An 18,889-nucleotide genomic window follows, 5' to 3' on the forward strand; every position below is an offset into this window, starting at 1 on the left:
TTTTCTGATTATGCTAAACAATAAAATAATCTTTATCATTTTAACTTCAATTTGGCTAATGCATCTGCTAAAGCTGAGTTCATTGGAACTTCACTTTCTTTTTTCATCTTCTTCATATAGTTTGCTACGTCTCTTTTACTGTTCTTGCCTTGCTTATTATCAAATCTTTTATTAAAGGATGATGCCTTCTCTCTAAAATTACAATTATTATTTATGCAAACATAAACTTGGCCGTCTCCATGTCCTCTAAGTTCCAATTTTTTATGACATTCAGGACATCTTGCATTAGTTAATTTTGCTAAATTTTCTCTATGGCCGCAAGCCCTATCTTGGCACACAAGCATTCTTCCATGCTTTCCATTTACCTCAAGCATATATTTACCACATTCAGGACATTTAGCTCCTGATAAATTGTCATGTCTAAATTTATCATGGCTTCCTTTTACATCTTCCACAAGCTTTACTGAATAATTCCTCATATTACCTATGAAGCTTTTATCATTTAGTTTTCCCTTACTTATCAGATTCAAGTCAGTTTCCCATTTTGCAGTTAAAAGTGGTGATTTTAAATCTTCTGGAACCAATTCCACAACCTGCTTTCCTTTAGAAGTTGGGATTATTTCCTTACCTTTTTTCTCTATATAAAAAGTATTGAATAATTTTTCAATTATATCAGCTCTTGTAGCAACTGTTCCAAGTCCACCTGTTTCTCCAAGAGTTTTTGCGTATTCCTTATTCATGTTAATATATTTTTGTGGATTTTCCATGGCAGATAACAACGTTCCTTCATTAAATCTTGCAGGTGGTTTAGTCTGTCCCTTATGCATTTTAACTGCTGTAAGCTTTATACTATCTCCTCTATTTAAGTTCGGAAGTACCTGTTCCTTTAATTGATTTTCATGCAGCCCATCATTATCATCAAAGTCTTCATTCTTATCATATACAGCTTTCCATCCCTTTGATTTAATTACCTTTCCACTAGCTGCAAAGTTTTCTCCATTAATTTCTGCCTTTACAGTTGTTTGCACATATTCAAAAGGAGGAAGCATAACACTTAAAAATCTCTTAACTACTAAATCATATACTTTTCTTTCTTCATTACTTAACTTTGAAAGAATAACTTTTTCCTCTGTTGGAATTATAGCATGATGGTCTGAAACTTTACTATCATCTACAAAGCCCTTATGTGCTCTTATTTTCCCTCTCATAATTTCCATGGCAAATTTGCTATAATTTCCTACTGATATTGCTTTTAATCTCTCTGGCAGAGTAGGCACTATATCCGCTGAAATATATCTTGAATCCGTTCTTGGATAAGTTAAAAATTTATAATTCTCATACAATCTTTGCATTATAGAAAGTGTCTGCTTTGCAGAGTAACCAAAAAGTCTATTAGCATCTCTTTGAAGCTCTGTTAAATCATAAAGTGCTGGTGCATATTTTTTCTTATCGCTTTTTATTACATCAAGTATTTTGCCATTTTGACCATTAACTTTTGATACTACTTTATTTGCAAAGTTTTCATCAAAAGTATTAAAATGTCCATTACCATTTTGCCATTGAAGAGTATATCCATTGGCATTTCCAATTATACTGTAATAATCCTTTGGTTTAAAGTTTTTAATTTCCTCTTCTCTATGAACAATCATAGCTAGAGTTGGAGTCTGAACTCTTCCTGCTGAAAGCTGAGCATTATGCTTACAAGTTAATGCTCTTGTAACATTAAGTCCTACAATCCAATCTGCTTCTGCTCTACACTGTGCTGCCCTATATAAGTTATCATATTGTGATGAAGGTTTTAAATTTCTGAAGCCTTCGTTAATAGCTTTATCTGTTTGAGAAGAAATCCAAAGTCTTTTTATAGGCTTATTTACTCTAGCCTTTTCAATTATCCATCTTGCTACTAGTTCCCCTTCTCTTCCAGCATCTGTAGCAATAACAATTTCTGTTACATCTTTTCTATTTAATTGTTCTTTTACTGCATTAAATTGTTTTCCAGTTTGTTTTATAACTACAAGCTTTAAATACTTAGGAAGCATTGGTAGATCTTCTAGCTTCCAAGTTTTATATTTATCATCATAAGCTTCTGGATCTGCTAAAGTAACTAAATGGCCCAAAGCCCAAGTTACAATATACTTTTCCCCTTCTAACCATCCATTGCCCTTTTTACGACATTTTAAGACCCTCGCAATTTCTCTTCCTACAGAAGGCTTTTCAGCTAATACCAGTATTTTACCCATATTTATTTCCTTTCATGCTTTATTAATATCATTATATTTGTCTTTAGGCATTTGAAAGAAAATAACAAGTCAAAGATGCGACGAATATTTTTTATCAAACAAGGAGGCAGGTTCCGCAGATAGTAAATCCTATCTAAGGGTTCTACCGACGCAGTATGATAGAAAATAGGCTAGCATACTGACTAGTTATTTTTTTGAAAATGCCTTATCTATTAAATACAAAACAATGTTGGTTTAAAATTTACTATATTGTAAAAACTTCTATTTCATATTATACGATTTATTATACCTCTTTACAAGTTGAGCAGCGTGAATAGCTTCAGACTACCCATATGTGGGGTCTCTAATCTGAAAGTTAACTTATGCAATATTTTTAAAGAACAAAGTTCAAATTTCAATTAGGGTCTCTACATATAGATCATGTAGAGTTAATTATCTATATATTCTAACTTAAAAATCAACTTATACGTAGTATAAGTTGATTTTTTGTTTAAAATATATTTTCAAACATTAGTCTGGGTAATTCAGGTTTTTATCTGTGATATTTGTTAAAACTTCCTTTAGAAATTTATTCGCCAGATATTTTGCCATAGAAAGATTCATATCTAAATAATTTCCACAATCCTTTGCCGCTGCTCCAGGTACATCTCCTTCAAAATCTCCAATAAACTTATACATTTCTTTAAGTAAATCCACTACATCTGCTGATTTATAATCTCCTTCTAGTATTAAATAGAAGCCTGTCCTACACCCCATAGGTCCAAAGTACACAGTTTTAGATCCATACACTTTATGATTTCTCAAAAAAGTTGCGCCTAAATGTTCAATAGTATGAACTTCTGCTGTATTCATAACCGGCTCAAAATTTGGTCTTGTCATTCTTATATCAAAAGTAGTCAGGACTACATCTTTAAACTTATCTTTTCTCGATACATAAACACCTGGCTGTAATTTTAAATGATTAACTGTAAAACTTGCAATTTTTTCCATTACCTATCGCCTCCTAAAACTAATTGTATATTAGCATTTATATCCTTTTGCGTCAAACAATTATCTCTTTTCAATTGCAATGATCATAGGCGGATTATTAACCTGATTTGTAAAACATAAATTAATTACGTTATATTCCTTCTGATTTAATTTTTCTGTATATTTCTCCAGTTCTTCTTTTTCAAACGTTCCCTCTTTATGTCCGTAATATACAACTAAAATTATTATTCCATTCTTACATATTAAATTCAAAGCTTTTTTAAGTGCCACTAGTGTGGTTTCTGATTTTGTTGTAACAGAATGTTCCCCTTTAGGCAAATATCCCAAATTGAAAATAACGAGATTTATTTTATCTTTTACATATTTGTCCATGTTTTCATGACCATCATGTATTAATTTTACCCATTCAGATACATTGCTTTTCATTAACTTTTCCTTTGTATTTTGAAGGGCAGTTTCCTGTATATCAAAAGAATAAACTTTCCCAGAGCTTCCTACAAGTTCTGCTAGAAGTTCCGTATCATTTCCATTTCCCATAGTAGCATCCACTACTATATCACCTTTATTAAGTTTTATTTTACATATATCCCTAGCTATATTAACTGCATTTGTAAAATAATTTTGCATCAAGTACCAGCTCCATAACCTTTACTAAAATATTATAGTAATAATTTCTATATCATATTATACATCTAATCTGTAAATTTAAAAGCCCATACTTTCCTTTATCTATATATGAAGTAAAAATATATCATACCAACCTAACTTTTTCACTTTTTTCTATTTGTACAACTTTACCATCTTGAATAACTAAAGTTATTGATCCATAGTTAACTACTTTTAACATATCCAACAATCTATCTAGATCCTTTTCTGAAATACCCCGGCAGAGTCTTTTTTTATCCACTATTATCCCTCCCCAATATAAAATTTCCTAAATAAAAAAACTTCCTGCAGATGAAATGCAAGAAGTTATTAATTTCCTCTAAGCTCTCATCTTTCAGGTATATATTCCTGTTGGAATTAGCACCTTGAATATATTTCACTATATCCAGGTTGCCGGGCATCATAGGGCCAGTCCCTCCGCCACTCTTGATAAGAATAATATTAAATTATTATAATTATACAATATTATTATCCATTTATCAACGTCTAATTTTTCTCTCATTTTATTTATGATTGAATTGTGATAATGTTTAGTATACCGCATTTGATCATATCCCAGATAAATTAATAAAGTTAAATAAAAACCCTTTTTTACAGAATAAATTTGATAAAAAAGGGTTATATCTACTGTAGTTACATGACTTCCTCTCTCATCTTCCTCCAAGTTACTTCAACCAGAAGCAGGAACTAGGACCTTTCAAGCAGATGAGCTTTAAAGCTGCAGAGAATTCAAAACTTTTATCACTACGTTTGGGGCAGTTATATAAATTTAAGCACTGGCACTAACTATAGTAGTATATATTTTTTCAAGCAGAGTAAGAGCTCCTCTGTAACCTATATATGATTTTGATATAACCACCTCATAGGATGCTGGAAATCCTATTTCCACTATAAATCCCTTTAATTCTTTAGCCAAATCTCTTTCCCAAGTAGTACCAAAAATAATAGGAGGCTTGTGTCCAAAATCAGTTTTTCTCAACTTATCATGTATTGCATAGCTATCTTCTTCAAATTCCACATCTGTTGAAACATCCTCTGCTATATTTTTATACTGCTCTTTTATAAGATCTCTATATCTTTCTGGTGGATTATCAGTAATAATTTGTTTTGCAGGTATAAGTCCAAGCTGATTTATTAAAAATTTTGTTACCGCCAAATTATAGGCACTGTCACCTACAACTGCAAATTTAGCAGGTAGTCCCCACCAATATTCTGCATAAAAGTCAGAAAAGTCCTCCAGATACTCATAATATTTTCTTTCTTCCTTCTCAATAAATTCTTCTGCCTTATTTTTATCTATACCTGCAAAATCCACTACCTTCCTTAAGAAACTGCTTGTTTCCTTTGCTCCTATAGGGATTGTAGGAATATGCAGATATGGCTGTCCATACTTCTTTTTTAAATGTTCTGCAGTTTTAAGTCCAAGCCATGGGGAAAGCACAAGGTTAAATTGTGCCTTTTTGATATTTTTCCATTCTGAAACTCCACTACTCTCATGTCCAAATAAAATATTAACTTCAAAACCTACACCTTCCAGAATTCTTTTAATTTCTGTAAGGTCTCCCCTCCAAAAAGTATTATGATATGGAAGAAGAGACCAGACATTTACAAGTCCTTTTTTCAAAGGTCCCTTATAATCCCCTACATACTGATTAATAATAGCTTCTGTTACAAGCTCATGTCCAATAAAATTATTTCCTTTGAATCCTCCTGTTTCAGCATATACTACAGGAAGATTTCTATCTTGAAATTCACTTACTACAGCTCCTACATCATCTCCTACGGTATCTGGTATGCATCCTGTCATAACTACGAATAAATCTGCATCAAGAACTTTAAAGGATGATTCAATTAATTTCCTCAGTCTATCTTCGCCTCCAAATATAACTTCTTTTTCATGTATATTGGTGCTTGGTACAACAGATGCTCCCCCATAGCCTCCTCCTTGAAATCCATTATAAAAAGATATATTGGAAGTTTGCTTATCTGCACAGCCAGGACCGCAGTGAGTAATTGGAATAACCCTTGGAATTGCGAAGGCACTGTGCATTGCCCCAATGGCACATCCATATCTGACCTGTTCTATTGAATTTGATTTTTCTACATTTTTTGTATTTGTCACTATTTTCACTCCTATTCCACTGCATAATTTTGTTTTTCAAGTATATATGGATCTTTCTGATCAAGCCACCATTTTGTATAAGGCAATTTTACATGTTCTTTCAAATCTTGATGGAATTTTTTATGTGCCAATATTTCAAGAATTGTTTCCCCTAAATTTAAAATTCCCTGATAACCTACAGCATGATGCTCATCGCCAAGCGGTGCTGCTGGAATTCCCATACGAGATGCAAGAGGTGCCAATCCATTATGTCTTATAAGAATAAAATCTGGATTAACTTCTTTTAATAGACCATAAAATTGATACTGCTGTCTGTTGCTCACACTAAATTTAGGAACATCATCATAGTTATCTACTAAAAATTTCAGAGAGTCTTTATTTGGATCATTGCTGTCATATACAGGATCATGATGAAATACAAGAGAACCATCCACTTGAATTCCTAGTTCTTTAAGTACTGCAATAAGTCCATGTGAATATGCCGAACCTGTAGCTGCATAACCTTTTTTCCCTTTTAGAAGTTCTCTAAGCTCTTTTAGCCTTGATGCTATTCTCTTATGTTCTCTCTCTATATAAGCTTCTGCCTTTTCTTCCCTATGGGTAACCTTCGCAATTTCTCTTATCCAGGCATCAGTTCCTGCAATTCCATAAGGCTGTGGAGCTTTAACCTCCGGTACTCCAAACTGTTCTTCCAGAACAGCTGCCATATAAGAAGACAACGTATCACAAAATGTAACAGTTGCAGCAGCCTCTGAAAGCTTCTCCAAATCTTCTACTTTAGCTAAATCAATAACATAATTTACTTCTAGACCAAGTTCTTTTAGTATAGGAGTAAACACATCACTTCCCCAGAGATTAATTACATTTATAAGATTTTCTTGTTTTTTAGGATTTTTCTTTACTATTTGTCTTAAAATACCGTGTTGTGTAGCATCAAAACCTGTACTCCAGTGCTTTGACATAAAGCCTTCACATGGCATTGGTATAACAGGTATTTTAAGTTCTTCTTGCATTTTAACTGCAACACTGTCTACATCCTCGCCTATAATTCCAGAAGCACATGAAGTGCCAACAAAAATTGCTTTAGGGTGATGTCTATCCCATGCATCTCTTATAGATTGCTCTAATTTGCCAAGTGCACCAAATACCATATCAGTTTCTTTTATATTAGTATTTATTATTTGTATATTTTCAATAGGTAACTTTCTAATGGCAAGACCATTTCTATATATAGAATTATAAGCTACCTGTCCTGTTCCACAACCTATTGGTGCATGTTGAATTAATACTGCGTCTCTTACATTTCCAGCCTGACATTCTACCATTTGTTCACTGCAGGTTGAACCTTGTGTAAATGGTCCTGAGGCTTCACACAATCTTTTTCCTCCATTTCCCTTGCAGCCTGCACATGTATAGGCAGAATCCCTGGAAAGCTCAGAAGCTTTTCCAGTTTTCCATCCAATAATAGTTCCAAGTCGCTGCTCACGTGTCTTTACTACTGAACTTTTAAGATTAAATTTCATTAATTTTACCTCCTCATTGAATTTCTAATGATGATATTTTACACTACCTGCTCTACCAGTCCATGAGCTAAAAATATTTCTTCCAGCTTTTTTTGTGACATTGGCTTTGGAATTACAAAATTTTTGTTCTTTTCTATTGCCTCTGCCAGGGATCTATATTCTCTTGCCTGGTTTGATTCAGGATCAAATTGTATTACTGTTTGTTTATTGATTTCTGCCCTTTGAACTACATTATCCCTTGGTACAAAATAAATAAGCTGTGTACCTAGTTCCTCTGCAAATGCCTCCAAAAGCTCTTTTTCATTGTCTACCTTTCTGCTGTTGCATATGATTCCACCTAGTCTAACTCCTCCTTTATTTGCATACTTTTTTATTCCCTTTGATATATTATTTGCTGCATACAGTGCCATCATTTCACCGCTGGCCACGATATATATTTCTTTTGCTTTTCCTTCACGAATTGGCATAGCAAACCCTCCGCATACAACATCACCTAAAACATCATAAAAAACATAATCCAGATCTTCTGTATATGCTCCAAGTCTTTCAAGCATGTTTATGGAAGTTATGATACCTCTTCCTGCACATCCTACCCCCGGTTCAGGTCCTCCTGATTCTACACATTTTATACCATTAAAGCCTTCTTTTAATATATAATTTAAATCTACATCTTCACCTTCTTCTCTCAACGTATCAAGTACTGTCCTCTGTGCAAGTCCTCCCAAAAGCAGCCTTGTAGAATCTGCCTTTGGATCACATCCAACTACCATAATCTTTTTTCCTATTTCAGATAAACCTGCAGTTAAATTTTGTGTAGTTGTAGATTTACCTATTCCACCTTTTCCATAAATAGCTATTTGTCTCATTTATATATTCCTCCCAATTTAAAAATAAAAAAATAGAGGCTAAATAAAATGTAAATTCTATTTAGCCTCTGGTTTTCCAGTCAACTAATAATTATTTTACTCATCTTTTTTAAGTAATTTTGCAGCTTTTCTTATACCTTCATTTATTTCCTGGTACATTTGAAATAATCTTATTCCCTTTTCATGTAGTCTATCTATAGGTTCAAATCCTGCTCTAACCACAAGTACTGCGTTACAGTCAATTACACTTTTTATTATATTTTCTATTCTATCTTCATGTTCTCCACAATCATATCCCCCACTGCAGTATCTATTTACCTTTCTCTTTTCTTTAAATTTGATTTCATCATTTATCACATCATATATATAAAATTCTGTTGCATGTCCAAAATGTTCATCTATACTTACACCTGATTTGCTTGCAACAGCAAACCTATACTTATGGCTTTTCAATTGAATTACATTTTTATCCTCTAAGTTGTTTTCACTGTTTTGTGAGCTTTCTGTGCTTTCTCTAAACTCGCCTGATACATCATTATCCAAGGTTCCTATAGCATCTGCCCTGCACTGCCTGCAGTGATACATCTGTTTTAATGTTAACTCACAATCTCTTCTCATATCATTCAATTCCACTTCAGTTACTGTAGGATTATTCTCAAATACACTTTCCTTAACAGGTATAAGATGCATAATATTCGTCATATATGCTCCACATTCCTTAACTTTCTTTACTATTTCAGGGATATGCAGATCATTAATTCCCTTTATCATAACTATATTTACTTTGCATACTATTCCTTTTTGTGCAGCATATTTAAGTCCTGACAATTGATTATTTAAAAGTACTCTTCCTGCCTCTTCTCCAACAAAAGTATCTCCTAAATAGTTTACAAATTTATATACTTTTCCACCTATTTTAGGATCAACTGCATTTATAGTTACAGTTAAATGTGTAACTCCTAATTCTATTAATTTGTCTGCATAAAAAGGAAGCATTAAACCATTAGTTGAAAGACAAAAAGTAATATCTTTTGATTCTTTCTTTATTAATTCTATGGATTTTTTAGTCTCATCAAAATTTGCAAGAGGATCGCCAGGCCCTGCTATACCTACTACTGTCAAATTTCTTACCTTATCCCTCACTATTTTAAATTTGTCTCTAGCTCCTTCAGGTGTTAGCACTTCACTTGTTACTCCAGGTCTGGTTTCATTTACACAATCATATTTTCTGTTACAAAAATTACAACTTACATTACACTTTGGAGCCACAGGTATATGCATTCTTGCATATTTATGGGCAATACAATTATAACAAGGATGCGTAAGTGTCTTTTCACTAATAGATTTTGTTGCAAGCTCTTTACTCATATTTTATTATCTCCTTTTCTACATCAAGTGATTCTTAGATTCAGGTGGAGTTTGCTTATAAGGAATACCTTTTCTCCATCTGAACCTTAGAAGAACTTATCCAGGCGCGTAGCAGTGCTTATCCCCCGCTTTGAAAAAATGGGAGTGTTAGCAATGGTAGCGATCGGATAAAAAAGGCCAAAGCAATATTTAAATTACTTTAGCCTTCAGTTTTCTGATCAACTAAATTTTTAAGGATAAACTACTATCCAATTCTTTTTTTATTTCATTAACTTTATCAAGTCTTTCCCAAGGAAGATCTATATCAGTTCTCCCGAAATGGCCATAAGCAGCTGTTTTTTTATATATAGGTCTCCTTAAATCCAGATCTCTTATAATTGCCCCAGGTCTTAAATCAAAAAGTTTATTTATAATTTCTAATATTTTATCTTTGCTAATCTTTTCTGTATTAAAAGTATCTACACTAATTGATACCGGTCTTGCAACTCCTATGGCATAAGCAATTTCTACTTCTATTTTATCTGCAGCTCCTGCTGCTACTAAATTCTTTGCTACCCATCTTGCAGCATAGGCTCCTGATCTATCAACTTTCGTTGGATCTTTTCCAGAAAATGCACCACCACCATGTCTTCCATATCCTCCATAGGTATCAACTATTATCTTTCTACCTGTAAGACCTGAGTCGGTTTCAGGGCCTCCTTTTACAAATCTTCCTGTTGGATTTACAAGATATCTTGTATTTGAATCAATAAATTTATGTGGTATTACACTTTTAATAACGAATTCTATCAAATCTTTTTCAATTTTATCATGAGTTATATTCTCATCATGTTGAGAAGAAATTAATACAGTATCCACTCTTACAGGTTTTTCACCTTCATATTCCACTATTTGATCACAAATCTTATCTGGATGACCTTCTGTCACTGATTCTGATGTAAATAATCTTCCCATTTCTATCATCCTCCAATAAATTTTTACTTAACTGCATCTTAGTCCATTGATTATTTAAATAAACAAAGTTCTTGGCATAAGATGGAGTTTTAACTCCATCTTATGCTTAGAACTCGTTATCCAGAGACGTAGCTGCTCTTTACTCCCACTTGGATAAGAGGGTAGTATTAGAGCAGGTAGTCATCGGATAAAAAAAGGCCAGGTTTCACACCATAGAAAAATCTTGCCCTCAAAACTTTTCTATGTAAATAAATGAAACTTGACCTCTAGTTTGTCTAGTCAACCAATAGACATTTAATACATTATTTTAAATAAAACTTCTTATTTTAAAATCGGATGAGTGCTCAAAGAGTAATGAGTCATATTAAAATATTTAACATGTCTTATTAAAAATAAAAAAACTTCCTGTTAGAAACTTCAGGAAGTTATGTCCTCTTGTTTCTCATCTGTCAGGTTTTACCTGCTGGAATTAACACCTTGAATATAAATTCAGGTTGTCGGGCATCATAGGGCCAGTCCCTCTGCCTCTCTTGATAAGAAATTTATTTGTTTAATTGTACTATAGTGTAAACTATATTTATTTGTTTGTCAACATAAATTTTTCTTTATCTCTTTCTAGAAAATAAAATAGCAATTCTGCCCGTTCTTTCTGTTTCTTTTCTAAAGTATCTGGTGCCCAATTGTAGAATCCTTGTCCGCTCTTACTTCCTAATTCTCCATTTTTAACTTTGCTTTTAATTAATTTGGAAGGCTCATTTGAATTGCAAAGATCTTTTAATAAATAAGAAGCTATTGAATTAACTGTGTCAAGCCCTGCTAAATCTGCAGTGCAAATTGGTCCTGTAATAGGTAGTCTTCTTCCAAGCCCATATTCAATAGCCTTATCAACCTCTTCTGGTTTTGCCCATTCCTGTTCTACTATATATAAAGCCTCTCTTAAAAGTGCATGCTGAAGTCGATTTCCAATAAAGCCTTGACATTCTTTCTCCATTCTAATAGCTTTTTTGCCTATAAATTCAACCCATTCCATAGTTATTTTCATTGTTTCATCTGATGTTCTTTTACCAGGCACCACCTCTACAAGAGGAATTAATTGTGGTGGATTCCAAAAATGAGCAACTACTACTCTTTCCGGATGCTTTGTATTCTTAGCTATATCTGTTGGTAATAATCCTGACGTACAACTCGATAAAATTATATTGTTAGGGCAAATTTCATCTAACTCTTTAAAAATATCTTGTTTAAGCTCTAAATTTTCTGCTAAACATTCAATTACTAAATCAGCACTTTGAGCTGCCTCTATAATTGTTTTAACAACTTTTATTTTACATAGAATTTCTTCTGGTTGTTTGTTATGAAATTTACCTTTTTCCTTAAAAAGTTTTAAACTTGATTCTATATTTTTCATTCCTTTGTTTAAACTTTTATCCGACCTTCCATACAATAATACATCTAATCCTGCTTGGGCACACAATAATGCTATTCCATGTCCCATCGTTCCAGTACCTAATACAGATACAGTTTTAATTTTCATATTCCCGCTCTCCTTAACATAATACTTACCAATTGCTTTTTATTTCATTAAGTAAAACCAGTAATTTCATTTAGCATTGAAATCACCGGTTTATTTTTTAATTTCTACTACTTATTAGTTATTACTGTTCCCGTTTTACCATGAAGTGCTTCTTTAACTTTTTCAAGAGAAGTTATAATAGTTCGTCTTCCTTTCTTTGATTCAGCAAACATGACAGCAGCCCTTACTTTAGGTAACATTGAACCTGGTGCAAATTGTCCTTCGTCAATATATTTATGAGCATCTTCTGTGTCCATTTGTAATAGGTCTTTTTGATTGTCTTTATTAAAGTTTATTGCAACCTTCTCAACTGCAGTTAATATTAACAAAATATCTGCATCAATTATTTCTGCAATTTTTTCTGACGCAAAATCTTTATCAATAACAGCTGCAACTCCTTCAATTGTATCGCCATCTTTTTCAATTACTGGAACTCCACCGCCACCTACAGTTATTACTACATGTCCTGATTTAACTAGTGTTTTAATAATTTCATCTTCCACAATAGATTTTGGCATTGGTGATGCTACGACACGTCTCCAGCCTCTGCCTGCATCCTCTTTCATTGAGTATCCGTTATCTTTCATAAGCTTTTCAGCTTGCTTTCTCGTGAAAAATGACCCAATTGGTTTTGTAGGATTCTTGAATCCTGAATCGTCTTTGTCGACTACAACTTGTGTAATAACTGTTGCAACCTGTTTACTTATTCCTCTCCTCTTTAACTCCTGTTTTAATGCTTGCTGCAAGTGATATCCAATGTATCCCTGGCTCATAGCACCACATTCAGGGAAAGGCATAACGGGATTTAATTCATCTTCTCTTTGTGCTTTCTCATATGCAAAAATAATCTGTCCTATCTGTGGACCGTTTCCATGTGTAATAATAATTTCATTCCCATCTTCTATAAGATCTACTATTGATTTGGCAGTATCCTTACATGTCTTAAGTTGAGCTTCTGCCGATTTATCTTTTGGGTTTTTCTGAAGTGCATTTCCTCCAAGACTGACAACAATTTTTAACATATTTATATCCTCCGAAACTTCGTATTAATTCCTATTGTGTTTATGCTTGAATATTTTTGTCTTTGTCATCAAATCTTATTTTGTATTCTTCATTCATTATCCCTAATTTTCCTAAAATATAGAAAAAAATTGATAATAAAATACCAACTATAGCTGCAAATGCCATGCCTTTAAATTGTACTGTTCCAATTGTAACACTAGCTCCGCTTACACCAACAACAAATGTAATTGCACCTAAAACCATGTTATAGTTTACACTAAAGTCAACTTTTTCTTCAACAAACATTCTAATACCTTGGACAGCTATTAATCCATAAAGAAGCATTGTAATTCCACCCATAACAGGTTCAGGAATTGCTTGTATAGTAGCAGCTATTTTGCCACAGCATGAGAAAATAATTGCAAGAATAGCAGCTCCCCTAATAACCCATACAGAATAAACACGAGTGATAGCCATAACTCCTATATTTTCACCATAGGTTGTATTTGGTGTTGATCCTGTAAAGCCTGAAATAACGTTGCTGATACCATCTCCAAGAAGTGATCTCCAGAGTCCTGGATCCTCTAATAGATTTGAACCAGTTATTCTACCAGTAACTATTAAATGACTTATGTGCTCAGCAAGCACGACAAGACACGCCGGAGCAATTATAAATATAGCATTAATATCAAATACAGGTGCTGAAAAATGAGGAATCTGGAACCAACTTGCAGCTGTAATTAATTTTGTATCAACCATCCCCATTGCAAATGCAAGAAGATAACCACAAATAACAGCAATAAGAATTGGTATAACTTGCGCAAATCCTCTAAATAAAACTGAACCAAATATTCCAATAGCCAATGTAAACATAGCAACTCCAATAACACGAGGGTCAGCAACATATGGCTGAACTACTTTACCAACTGCTGTTGCAGCTGGAGCGAGTCCTGCCTGAATTGCTGCTGTTGGAGCAAGTTCCAGTCCTATGACAGCAACCACTGCGCCCATTACAGCCGGAGGCATTACCACATCAATCCATTTTATCCCAAATTTTTTTACAATGAGGGCCATTACGATAAAGAATAAACCAAAAAAGATAAACCCAGATTGAGCATGACTAACTCCACCAAATGAGCCAATAATTAAAAGAGTAGGAGCAATAAATGCAAAACTTGAACCTAAATATGCTGGAATTCCACCTTTAGTAAAATAGGAATAAACCAATGTACCGATACCATTCATAAGTAAGCAAATTGCTGGATTTATGCCTAATAGTAATGGTACCAAGATAGTTGCACCAAACATAGCTGTCAAATGTTGAAAACTAAGAGGTATAGTCTCAAGTACTGGCAGCTTTTCATGAATTCCTACAATACGTCTCATAAATTAACACTCCTATAAATTATTTATTTAAATTCAGTGCAGTATCATTAGATATATAATATTGCACTGAAATAAATCAAATTTAGTGCTTACATTTATTTAATGCTTTATATACTTTTTCAGCTGTAAATGGAGTTTCAAACAATTCAACTCCTGTAGCATCTGCAATAGCATTTCCCATAGCAGATGTTATAGATATCATTGGATGTTCAGCACATCCTCTTGCCCCGTATGGCCCATCAAGTTGTGGAGTTTCAATGCAGTAGACCTCAATAGAGCCTGGTAAATCCTGCATTGTTGGAATTTTGTAATCGACAAAACTTTTAGTTAATAATTTGCCTTCCTTGTTATATTTAAGTTCTTCTGAAATAGCCGTCCCCACTCCTTGAACAACTCCACCAACTATTTGTCCTTTAACTGCCATTTCATTAATAACCTTGCCTACATCTATAGCTGTTACAATTTTTATAATTTTTGTATCTCCTGTATTAGTGTCTACTTCAACCTCCATAGCGTGAGCACCAAAAGTCCAATCTAAAGCCGGTCTTCCCTGTCCTGCTTCTTGATCTAAAATTGTTAACCCTTGAGCTATACTATTGCCTCTACCAATTAGCGGGCCGCCGATTCCGTTTCCATTTGGATAGGTATACCCCACTGCAATTTCACTATAGTATATTTTTTCTTCTGGAAACTGTTTTACATAAACACATTCATCACCAAGTGCAAGATCATGTTTAGCTGCACGCAATACAATTGCTGCCATATCAAAAATTTGTTCCTTTAAATCATTACATGCTTCAATTACGGCATTACCTGCAAGTATTGTCATACGACTTGCAACCGTCTGCCAATCATATGGTGCTTCATCCGTATCTGTCTCAAATACTACATGAACTTTTTCAATAGGCAAATGAAGTCTCTCTGCAATAATCTGAGCCATTGCTGTATATGACCCCTGTCCCATATCTATACCTGCAACATTAAATCGGATAGATCCATCCTCATTCATTTGAACAATAGCTGATGTAGCTGCATTACTCGGCATTGCAGGTGCCTTATGCAAAACAGCTATACCTTTGCCCCTGTATTTACCCGTTTTCTTTTCTAATACTTTTTCTTCTTCTGATTTAGGTTTTCCCCATCCTATTCTATCGGCTACAGTCTTTATACATTTGATAACGTTTCCAGATTGTTCATGAATGGGTTCACCTGTTATAGTAATAGATCCTGGTCTTAATAGATTTTTAAGCCTAAACTCAAGTGAGTCTATACCTAATTTTTTAGCAACTAGTTCCATTTGTCTTTCAATAGCCCAGAAAATCTCTGCGTGTCCAAATCCCCTATATGCTGTACCAAACAGATGATTTGTATAAACAGTTTCGGAATCTAGTTTAACATTTTCTATATCATATGGACCTGCTCCAGAATAACCGGTAGCTCTTGTGATATTAACACCGTAATCTGCATAAGCTCCTGCATCCCAAAGATATTCAATTTCTTCTGCTACAATTTTTCCTGATTTTTTAACTCCTGTCTTAATTGTAGCAACTAGACCCTGTCTGCAAGGTAGCGTTGATATTTCTTCTTCTCTTGTTGCTACAAATTTTACTGTCTTTCCGTTTGAAGCTTTAGAAAGAAGTGCAATTAATGGTTCAAGGTGAATTCCTGCTTTTCCTCCGAAACCACCACCTATATATGGTACTATAACTTCAATATTCTCCATTGGTATATTTAAAGCAATACTAAACAAATTACGCAGTGTAAATGGTGACTGTGCACTGCTCCAAATTTTTATCTTATCACCTGTACCCCATTTTGCAATTACTGAATGAGTTTCCATTGGAACATGAAGTATTTGAGGTACATAAAATTTATTTTCAATTATTAAGTCCGATTCTTCAAACCCTTTTTTAATATCACCTTTTTTTAACTTAAAGTGATTTGATACATTTGTGTTTGCTTCTGGGAAAAATACGCCTGGAATAGTTTTGTAATTTCCTAAGTCTGGATGAATTAAAATAGCATTAGGTTTTACTGCTTCTTCAACATCTAGTAAAACTGGTAAAGGTTCATATTCAACTTCAATAAGATCTATTGCTCTTTCAGCTATATCAATATTAACGGCTGCAACTGCTGCAACTGCTTCACCAAAATACCTTACTTTATCTACAGCAAGTATTGGTTTATCAACAATATATATACCAAGCTTCTGATAAGCCTCATGGCCAGTCAAAACTGCTTTTACTCCAGGTAATTCTTTAGCCTTACTTGTATTAATACTTTTAATTAATGCATGCGCATAGGGGCTTGTTTTGACTTTTGCATAAAGCATACCTTTAAAGCTTATATCTTGAACATACTGTGCTTCCCCAGTAACTTTTTCTACCCCATCAATCCTAGGGATTCCTTTTCCTACATAATTATAGTCCATATTATTCACCATCCTTTGATGCTGCTTCAATAGATTCTATAATTGCCTCATAACCTGTACACCTACATAGATTTCCCTGCATAGCTTCTTTAATTTCATCTTTTTTAGGATGAGGTTTCCTAATTAATAATGCTCTAGCTGACATTATCATTCCAGGAGTACAGAAACCACATTGGAGTCCATTATGCTTAATAAATTCTCTTTGAAGTTTTGACAATTTTCCATTCTTTGCTTCACCTTCAATTGTCTGTACTTCTCCCTCTGCAGCTTCTAATGCCATAACACAACAAGAGTTAACAGCTTTACCATTTAAAATAACGGTGCAAGCGCCACATTCCCCTGCGCCGCATCCTTCCTTAGTTCCTGTTAATCCAAGTTTCTCTCTTAAAAACCAAAGCAGGGTGCTATTTGAAGGTATCTCTTCAAAAATTTCTTCTCCATTAACAAACAAATGTATTTTTTCCATCATGTTTATTTTCCCTCCCCTAGCTGTTTTAGAATTTCACAGGTTAAATACCTAGCCATTGCTAATCGGTACTCTTTCGTTGCTCTTACATCATCAATCGGATTAATTTTACTCATAACTTTATCAGCAATTTTATTTTTATCTACTATAAGGTTTTTATTGTTATAGTTATCAAAATCTTCAACTAAAATTGGTGTAGGAGCAACTGCACCTAATGAAATTTTCAAGTCTCCATTTTCCTTTAAATATCCAGCAACACTTATTTGTGAAAGGTCATGTCCTTTTATTCTTGATTTCTTTATAAACTTTCCTTCTCCTCTTATTGGTGGATAAATAACTTTTGTCACCATTTCATTTGTTTTCAATGCATTTCTCTTAACTCCAGTAAAGAAATCTTTAAGGGGTATTTCTCTGTTACCGTTTACTGATGAAATGCAAACTTTTCCTTCTAACACAAGTGAAGTCGGAAGCATATCTCCTCCAGGTGATGAATTGCATATATTTCCAACTAATGTAGCTCTATTTCTTATTAAAGCATTAGCAAGAGATTTAGAAGCATCAATTAATATTTTATAACTTGCTCCAATTTTATCAGATTCAATTATCTCATTTAGGGTAACTGGGGATCCAATAGATAATCCATCAACCTCATTATATTCTATACCGCTTAGTTCATTTATACCTTTTATGTCAACAAGATATTTACAATGTACTACATTACCTTTAAGACCAACTATTATATCTGTGCCACCAGCTAACATTTTGGCTTCTTTGCCAAATTTATCTATCAGTTCTAAAGCTTCTTTCAAATTTTTAGGCTTTATATACTGAAAATCTTGCAATTTTATTCCTCCTAATTAATAATACTCACAAAACACCCCTAAAATATTATGCATTTACGTATAATCATGCTATATTATCAGGGGTGTTTTAATAATTAAACCACTAATGTTCTTTACTTATCTTATATCTTTAAAAATAAACCCATAGCAATCATTATTTGTGCCTTCTTTGACAACTCCTACTGTTGATATAAGTTTCATTCCTATGACGGGGTTATCTACTTCTAATTGGCCGCTTACTGTGAGACCATTTTCAAATTTAACTATGCCAAAGTATAAATATGGTTTCATATATCCTTCAGGAAGATTATACACTTTTGTGTAAGTTAAAAGTGTTACTTCACCTTCTAGTGGAACTTCTTCAAATGATCTATTACCGCATTTTTTACATACAAAATGCTTTGGATGGTGGAGCTGCCCGCAGATTGTACATTTGTAAGCGTACATTTTTTCATCCATA

Annotated in this window: 16 protein-coding genes and 2 riboswitches; all 16 genes read right to left on the reverse strand. The window is 33.6% G+C overall.

The annotated features are described in order from the left end of the window. Window positions 1–35: 35 nt before the first annotated feature. Window positions 36–2,240: a DNA topoisomerase III gene (locus tag CLJU_RS11540; protein ID WP_013238995.1), complete on the reverse strand. Its 2,205-nt coding sequence runs from the start codon at window positions 2,238–2,240 to the stop codon at window positions 36–38. Between the two features lie 510 nt (window positions 2,241–2,750). Beyond that, on the reverse strand, window positions 2,751–3,230 hold the full coding sequence (locus CLJU_RS11545; RefSeq protein WP_013238996.1) for an S-ribosylhomocysteine lyase: 480 nt from the start codon (window positions 3,228–3,230) through the stop codon (window positions 2,751–2,753). A gap of 60 nt (window positions 3,231–3,290) precedes the next feature. Continuing rightward, complete coding sequence (mnmM, locus tag CLJU_RS11550; protein ID WP_013238997.1) at window positions 3,291–3,857, reverse strand: tRNA 5-(aminomethyl)-2-thiouridylate-methyltransferase MnmM; 567 nt, start codon at window positions 3,855–3,857, stop codon at window positions 3,291–3,293. Window positions 3,858–3,981: 124 nt separating this feature from the next. Beyond that, window positions 3,982–4,140, reverse strand: coding sequence for a YezD family protein (locus tag CLJU_RS21650; protein WP_081442060.1), 159 nt, complete (start codon window positions 4,138–4,140; stop codon window positions 3,982–3,984). Between the two features lie 80 nt (window positions 4,141–4,220). Further along, window positions 4,221–4,332: riboswitch (SAM riboswitch) on the reverse strand. A 333-nt stretch (window positions 4,333–4,665) separates the two neighbouring features. Then, on the reverse strand, window positions 4,666–6,018 hold the full coding sequence (locus tag CLJU_RS11560) for a nitrogenase component 1 (protein ID WP_013238999.1): 1,353 nt from the start codon (window positions 6,016–6,018) through the stop codon (window positions 4,666–4,668). An 11-nt stretch (window positions 6,019–6,029) separates the two neighbouring features. Next, entirely contained in the window at window positions 6,030–7,541 is a 1,512-nt protein-coding gene (locus CLJU_RS11565) for a nitrogenase component 1 (RefSeq protein WP_013239000.1), read from the reverse strand. A 38-nt stretch (window positions 7,542–7,579) separates the two neighbouring features. After that, a complete protein-coding gene (gene nifH, locus CLJU_RS11570; protein ID WP_013239001.1) occupies window positions 7,580–8,407 on the reverse strand; it encodes a nitrogenase iron protein in 828 nt (275 codons plus the stop codon). 96 nt (window positions 8,408–8,503) lie between these two features. After that, on the reverse strand, window positions 8,504–9,775 hold the full coding sequence (gene nifB, locus CLJU_RS11575; RefSeq protein ID WP_013239002.1) for a nitrogenase cofactor biosynthesis protein NifB: 1,272 nt from the start codon (window positions 9,773–9,775) through the stop codon (window positions 8,504–8,506). A 222-nt stretch (window positions 9,776–9,997) separates the two neighbouring features. Beyond that, window positions 9,998–10,738 (reverse strand): methionine adenosyltransferase, encoded by a 741-nt coding sequence (metK, locus tag CLJU_RS11580; RefSeq protein ID WP_148222376.1) that lies wholly within the window; start codon window positions 10,736–10,738, stop codon window positions 9,998–10,000. A 430-nt stretch (window positions 10,739–11,168) separates the two neighbouring features. Further along, window positions 11,169–11,269: riboswitch (SAM riboswitch) on the reverse strand. 37 nt (window positions 11,270–11,306) lie between these two features. After that, window positions 11,307–12,263, reverse strand: a complete 957-nt coding sequence (locus CLJU_RS11585; protein WP_013239004.1) for a 3-hydroxyacyl-CoA dehydrogenase family protein — start codon at window positions 12,261–12,263, stop codon at window positions 11,307–11,309. 107 nt (window positions 12,264–12,370) lie between these two features. Beyond that, window positions 12,371–13,324 (reverse strand): carbamate kinase, encoded by a 954-nt coding sequence (arcC, locus tag CLJU_RS11590; protein WP_013239005.1) that lies wholly within the window; start codon window positions 13,322–13,324, stop codon window positions 12,371–12,373. 40 nt (window positions 13,325–13,364) lie between these two features. Next, window positions 13,365–14,690, reverse strand: coding sequence for a uracil permease (gene uraA / locus CLJU_RS11595; protein ID WP_013239006.1), 1,326 nt, complete (start codon window positions 14,688–14,690; stop codon window positions 13,365–13,367). A gap of 82 nt (window positions 14,691–14,772) precedes the next feature. After that, the gene (locus tag CLJU_RS11600) at window positions 14,773–17,121 is read right to left on the reverse strand and encodes a xanthine dehydrogenase family protein molybdopterin-binding subunit (protein ID WP_013239007.1); all 2,349 of its coding nucleotides are present in this window, start codon (window positions 17,119–17,121) and stop codon (window positions 14,773–14,775) included. 1 nt (window position 17,122) lies between these two features. Further along, complete coding sequence (locus tag CLJU_RS11605; protein ID WP_013239008.1) at window positions 17,123–17,590, reverse strand: (2Fe-2S)-binding protein; 468 nt, start codon at window positions 17,588–17,590, stop codon at window positions 17,123–17,125. Between the two features lie 2 nt (window positions 17,591–17,592). After that, on the reverse strand, window positions 17,593–18,429 hold the full coding sequence (locus CLJU_RS11610; protein WP_013239009.1) for an FAD binding domain-containing protein: 837 nt from the start codon (window positions 18,427–18,429) through the stop codon (window positions 17,593–17,595). 117 nt (window positions 18,430–18,546) lie between these two features. Then, on the reverse strand, window positions 18,547–18,888 hold the full coding sequence (locus CLJU_RS11615) for a Zn-ribbon domain-containing OB-fold protein (protein ID WP_013239010.1): 342 nt from the start codon (window positions 18,886–18,888) through the stop codon (window positions 18,547–18,549). Window position 18,889 lies beyond the last annotated feature (1 nt).

The sequence above is a fragment of the Clostridium ljungdahlii DSM 13528 genome, from assembly GCF_000143685.1.
In the GTDB taxonomy this organism is placed as follows: Bacteria; Bacillota; Clostridia; order Clostridiales; family Clostridiaceae; genus Clostridium_B; species Clostridium_B ljungdahlii.

Coding starts and splice junctions, on each gene's coding strand:
- CLJU_RS11565 (WP_013239000.1), bottom strand. CDS start 7,541: ATGAAATTTAATCTTAAAAGTTCAGTAGTAAAGACACGTGAGCAGCGA.
- mnmM (WP_013238997.1), bottom strand. CDS start 3,857: ATGCAAAATTATTTTACAAATGCAGTTAATATAGCTAGGGATATATGT.
- CLJU_RS11545 (WP_013238996.1), bottom strand. CDS start 3,230: ATGGAAAAAATTGCAAGTTTTACAGTTAATCATTTAAAATTACAGCCA.
- CLJU_RS11585 (WP_013239004.1), bottom strand. CDS start 12,263: ATGAAAATTAAAACTGTATCTGTATTAGGTACTGGAACGATGGGACAT.
- arcC (WP_013239005.1), bottom strand. CDS start 13,324: ATGTTAAAAATTGTTGTCAGTCTTGGAGGAAATGCACTTCAGAAAAAC.
- metK (WP_148222376.1), bottom strand. CDS start 10,738: ATGATAGAAATGGGAAGATTATTTACATCAGAATCAGTGACAGAAGGT.
- CLJU_RS11540 (WP_013238995.1), bottom strand. CDS start 2,240: ATGGGTAAAATACTGGTATTAGCTGAAAAGCCTTCTGTAGGAAGAGAA.
- uraA (WP_013239006.1), bottom strand. CDS start 14,690: ATGAGACGTATTGTAGGAATTCATGAAAAGCTGCCAGTACTTGAGACT.
- nifH (WP_013239001.1), bottom strand. CDS start 8,407: ATGAGACAAATAGCTATTTATGGAAAAGGTGGAATAGGTAAATCTACA.
- CLJU_RS11605 (WP_013239008.1), bottom strand. CDS start 17,590: ATGATGGAAAAAATACATTTGTTTGTTAATGGAGAAGAAATTTTTGAA.
- nifB (WP_013239002.1), bottom strand. CDS start 9,775: ATGAGTAAAGAGCTTGCAACAAAATCTATTAGTGAAAAGACACTTACG.
- CLJU_RS11600 (WP_013239007.1), bottom strand. CDS start 17,121: ATGGACTATAATTATGTAGGAAAAGGAATCCCTAGGATTGATGGGGTA.
- CLJU_RS11615 (WP_013239010.1), bottom strand. CDS start 18,888: ATGGATGAAAAAATGTACGCTTACAAATGTACAATCTGCGGGCAGCTC.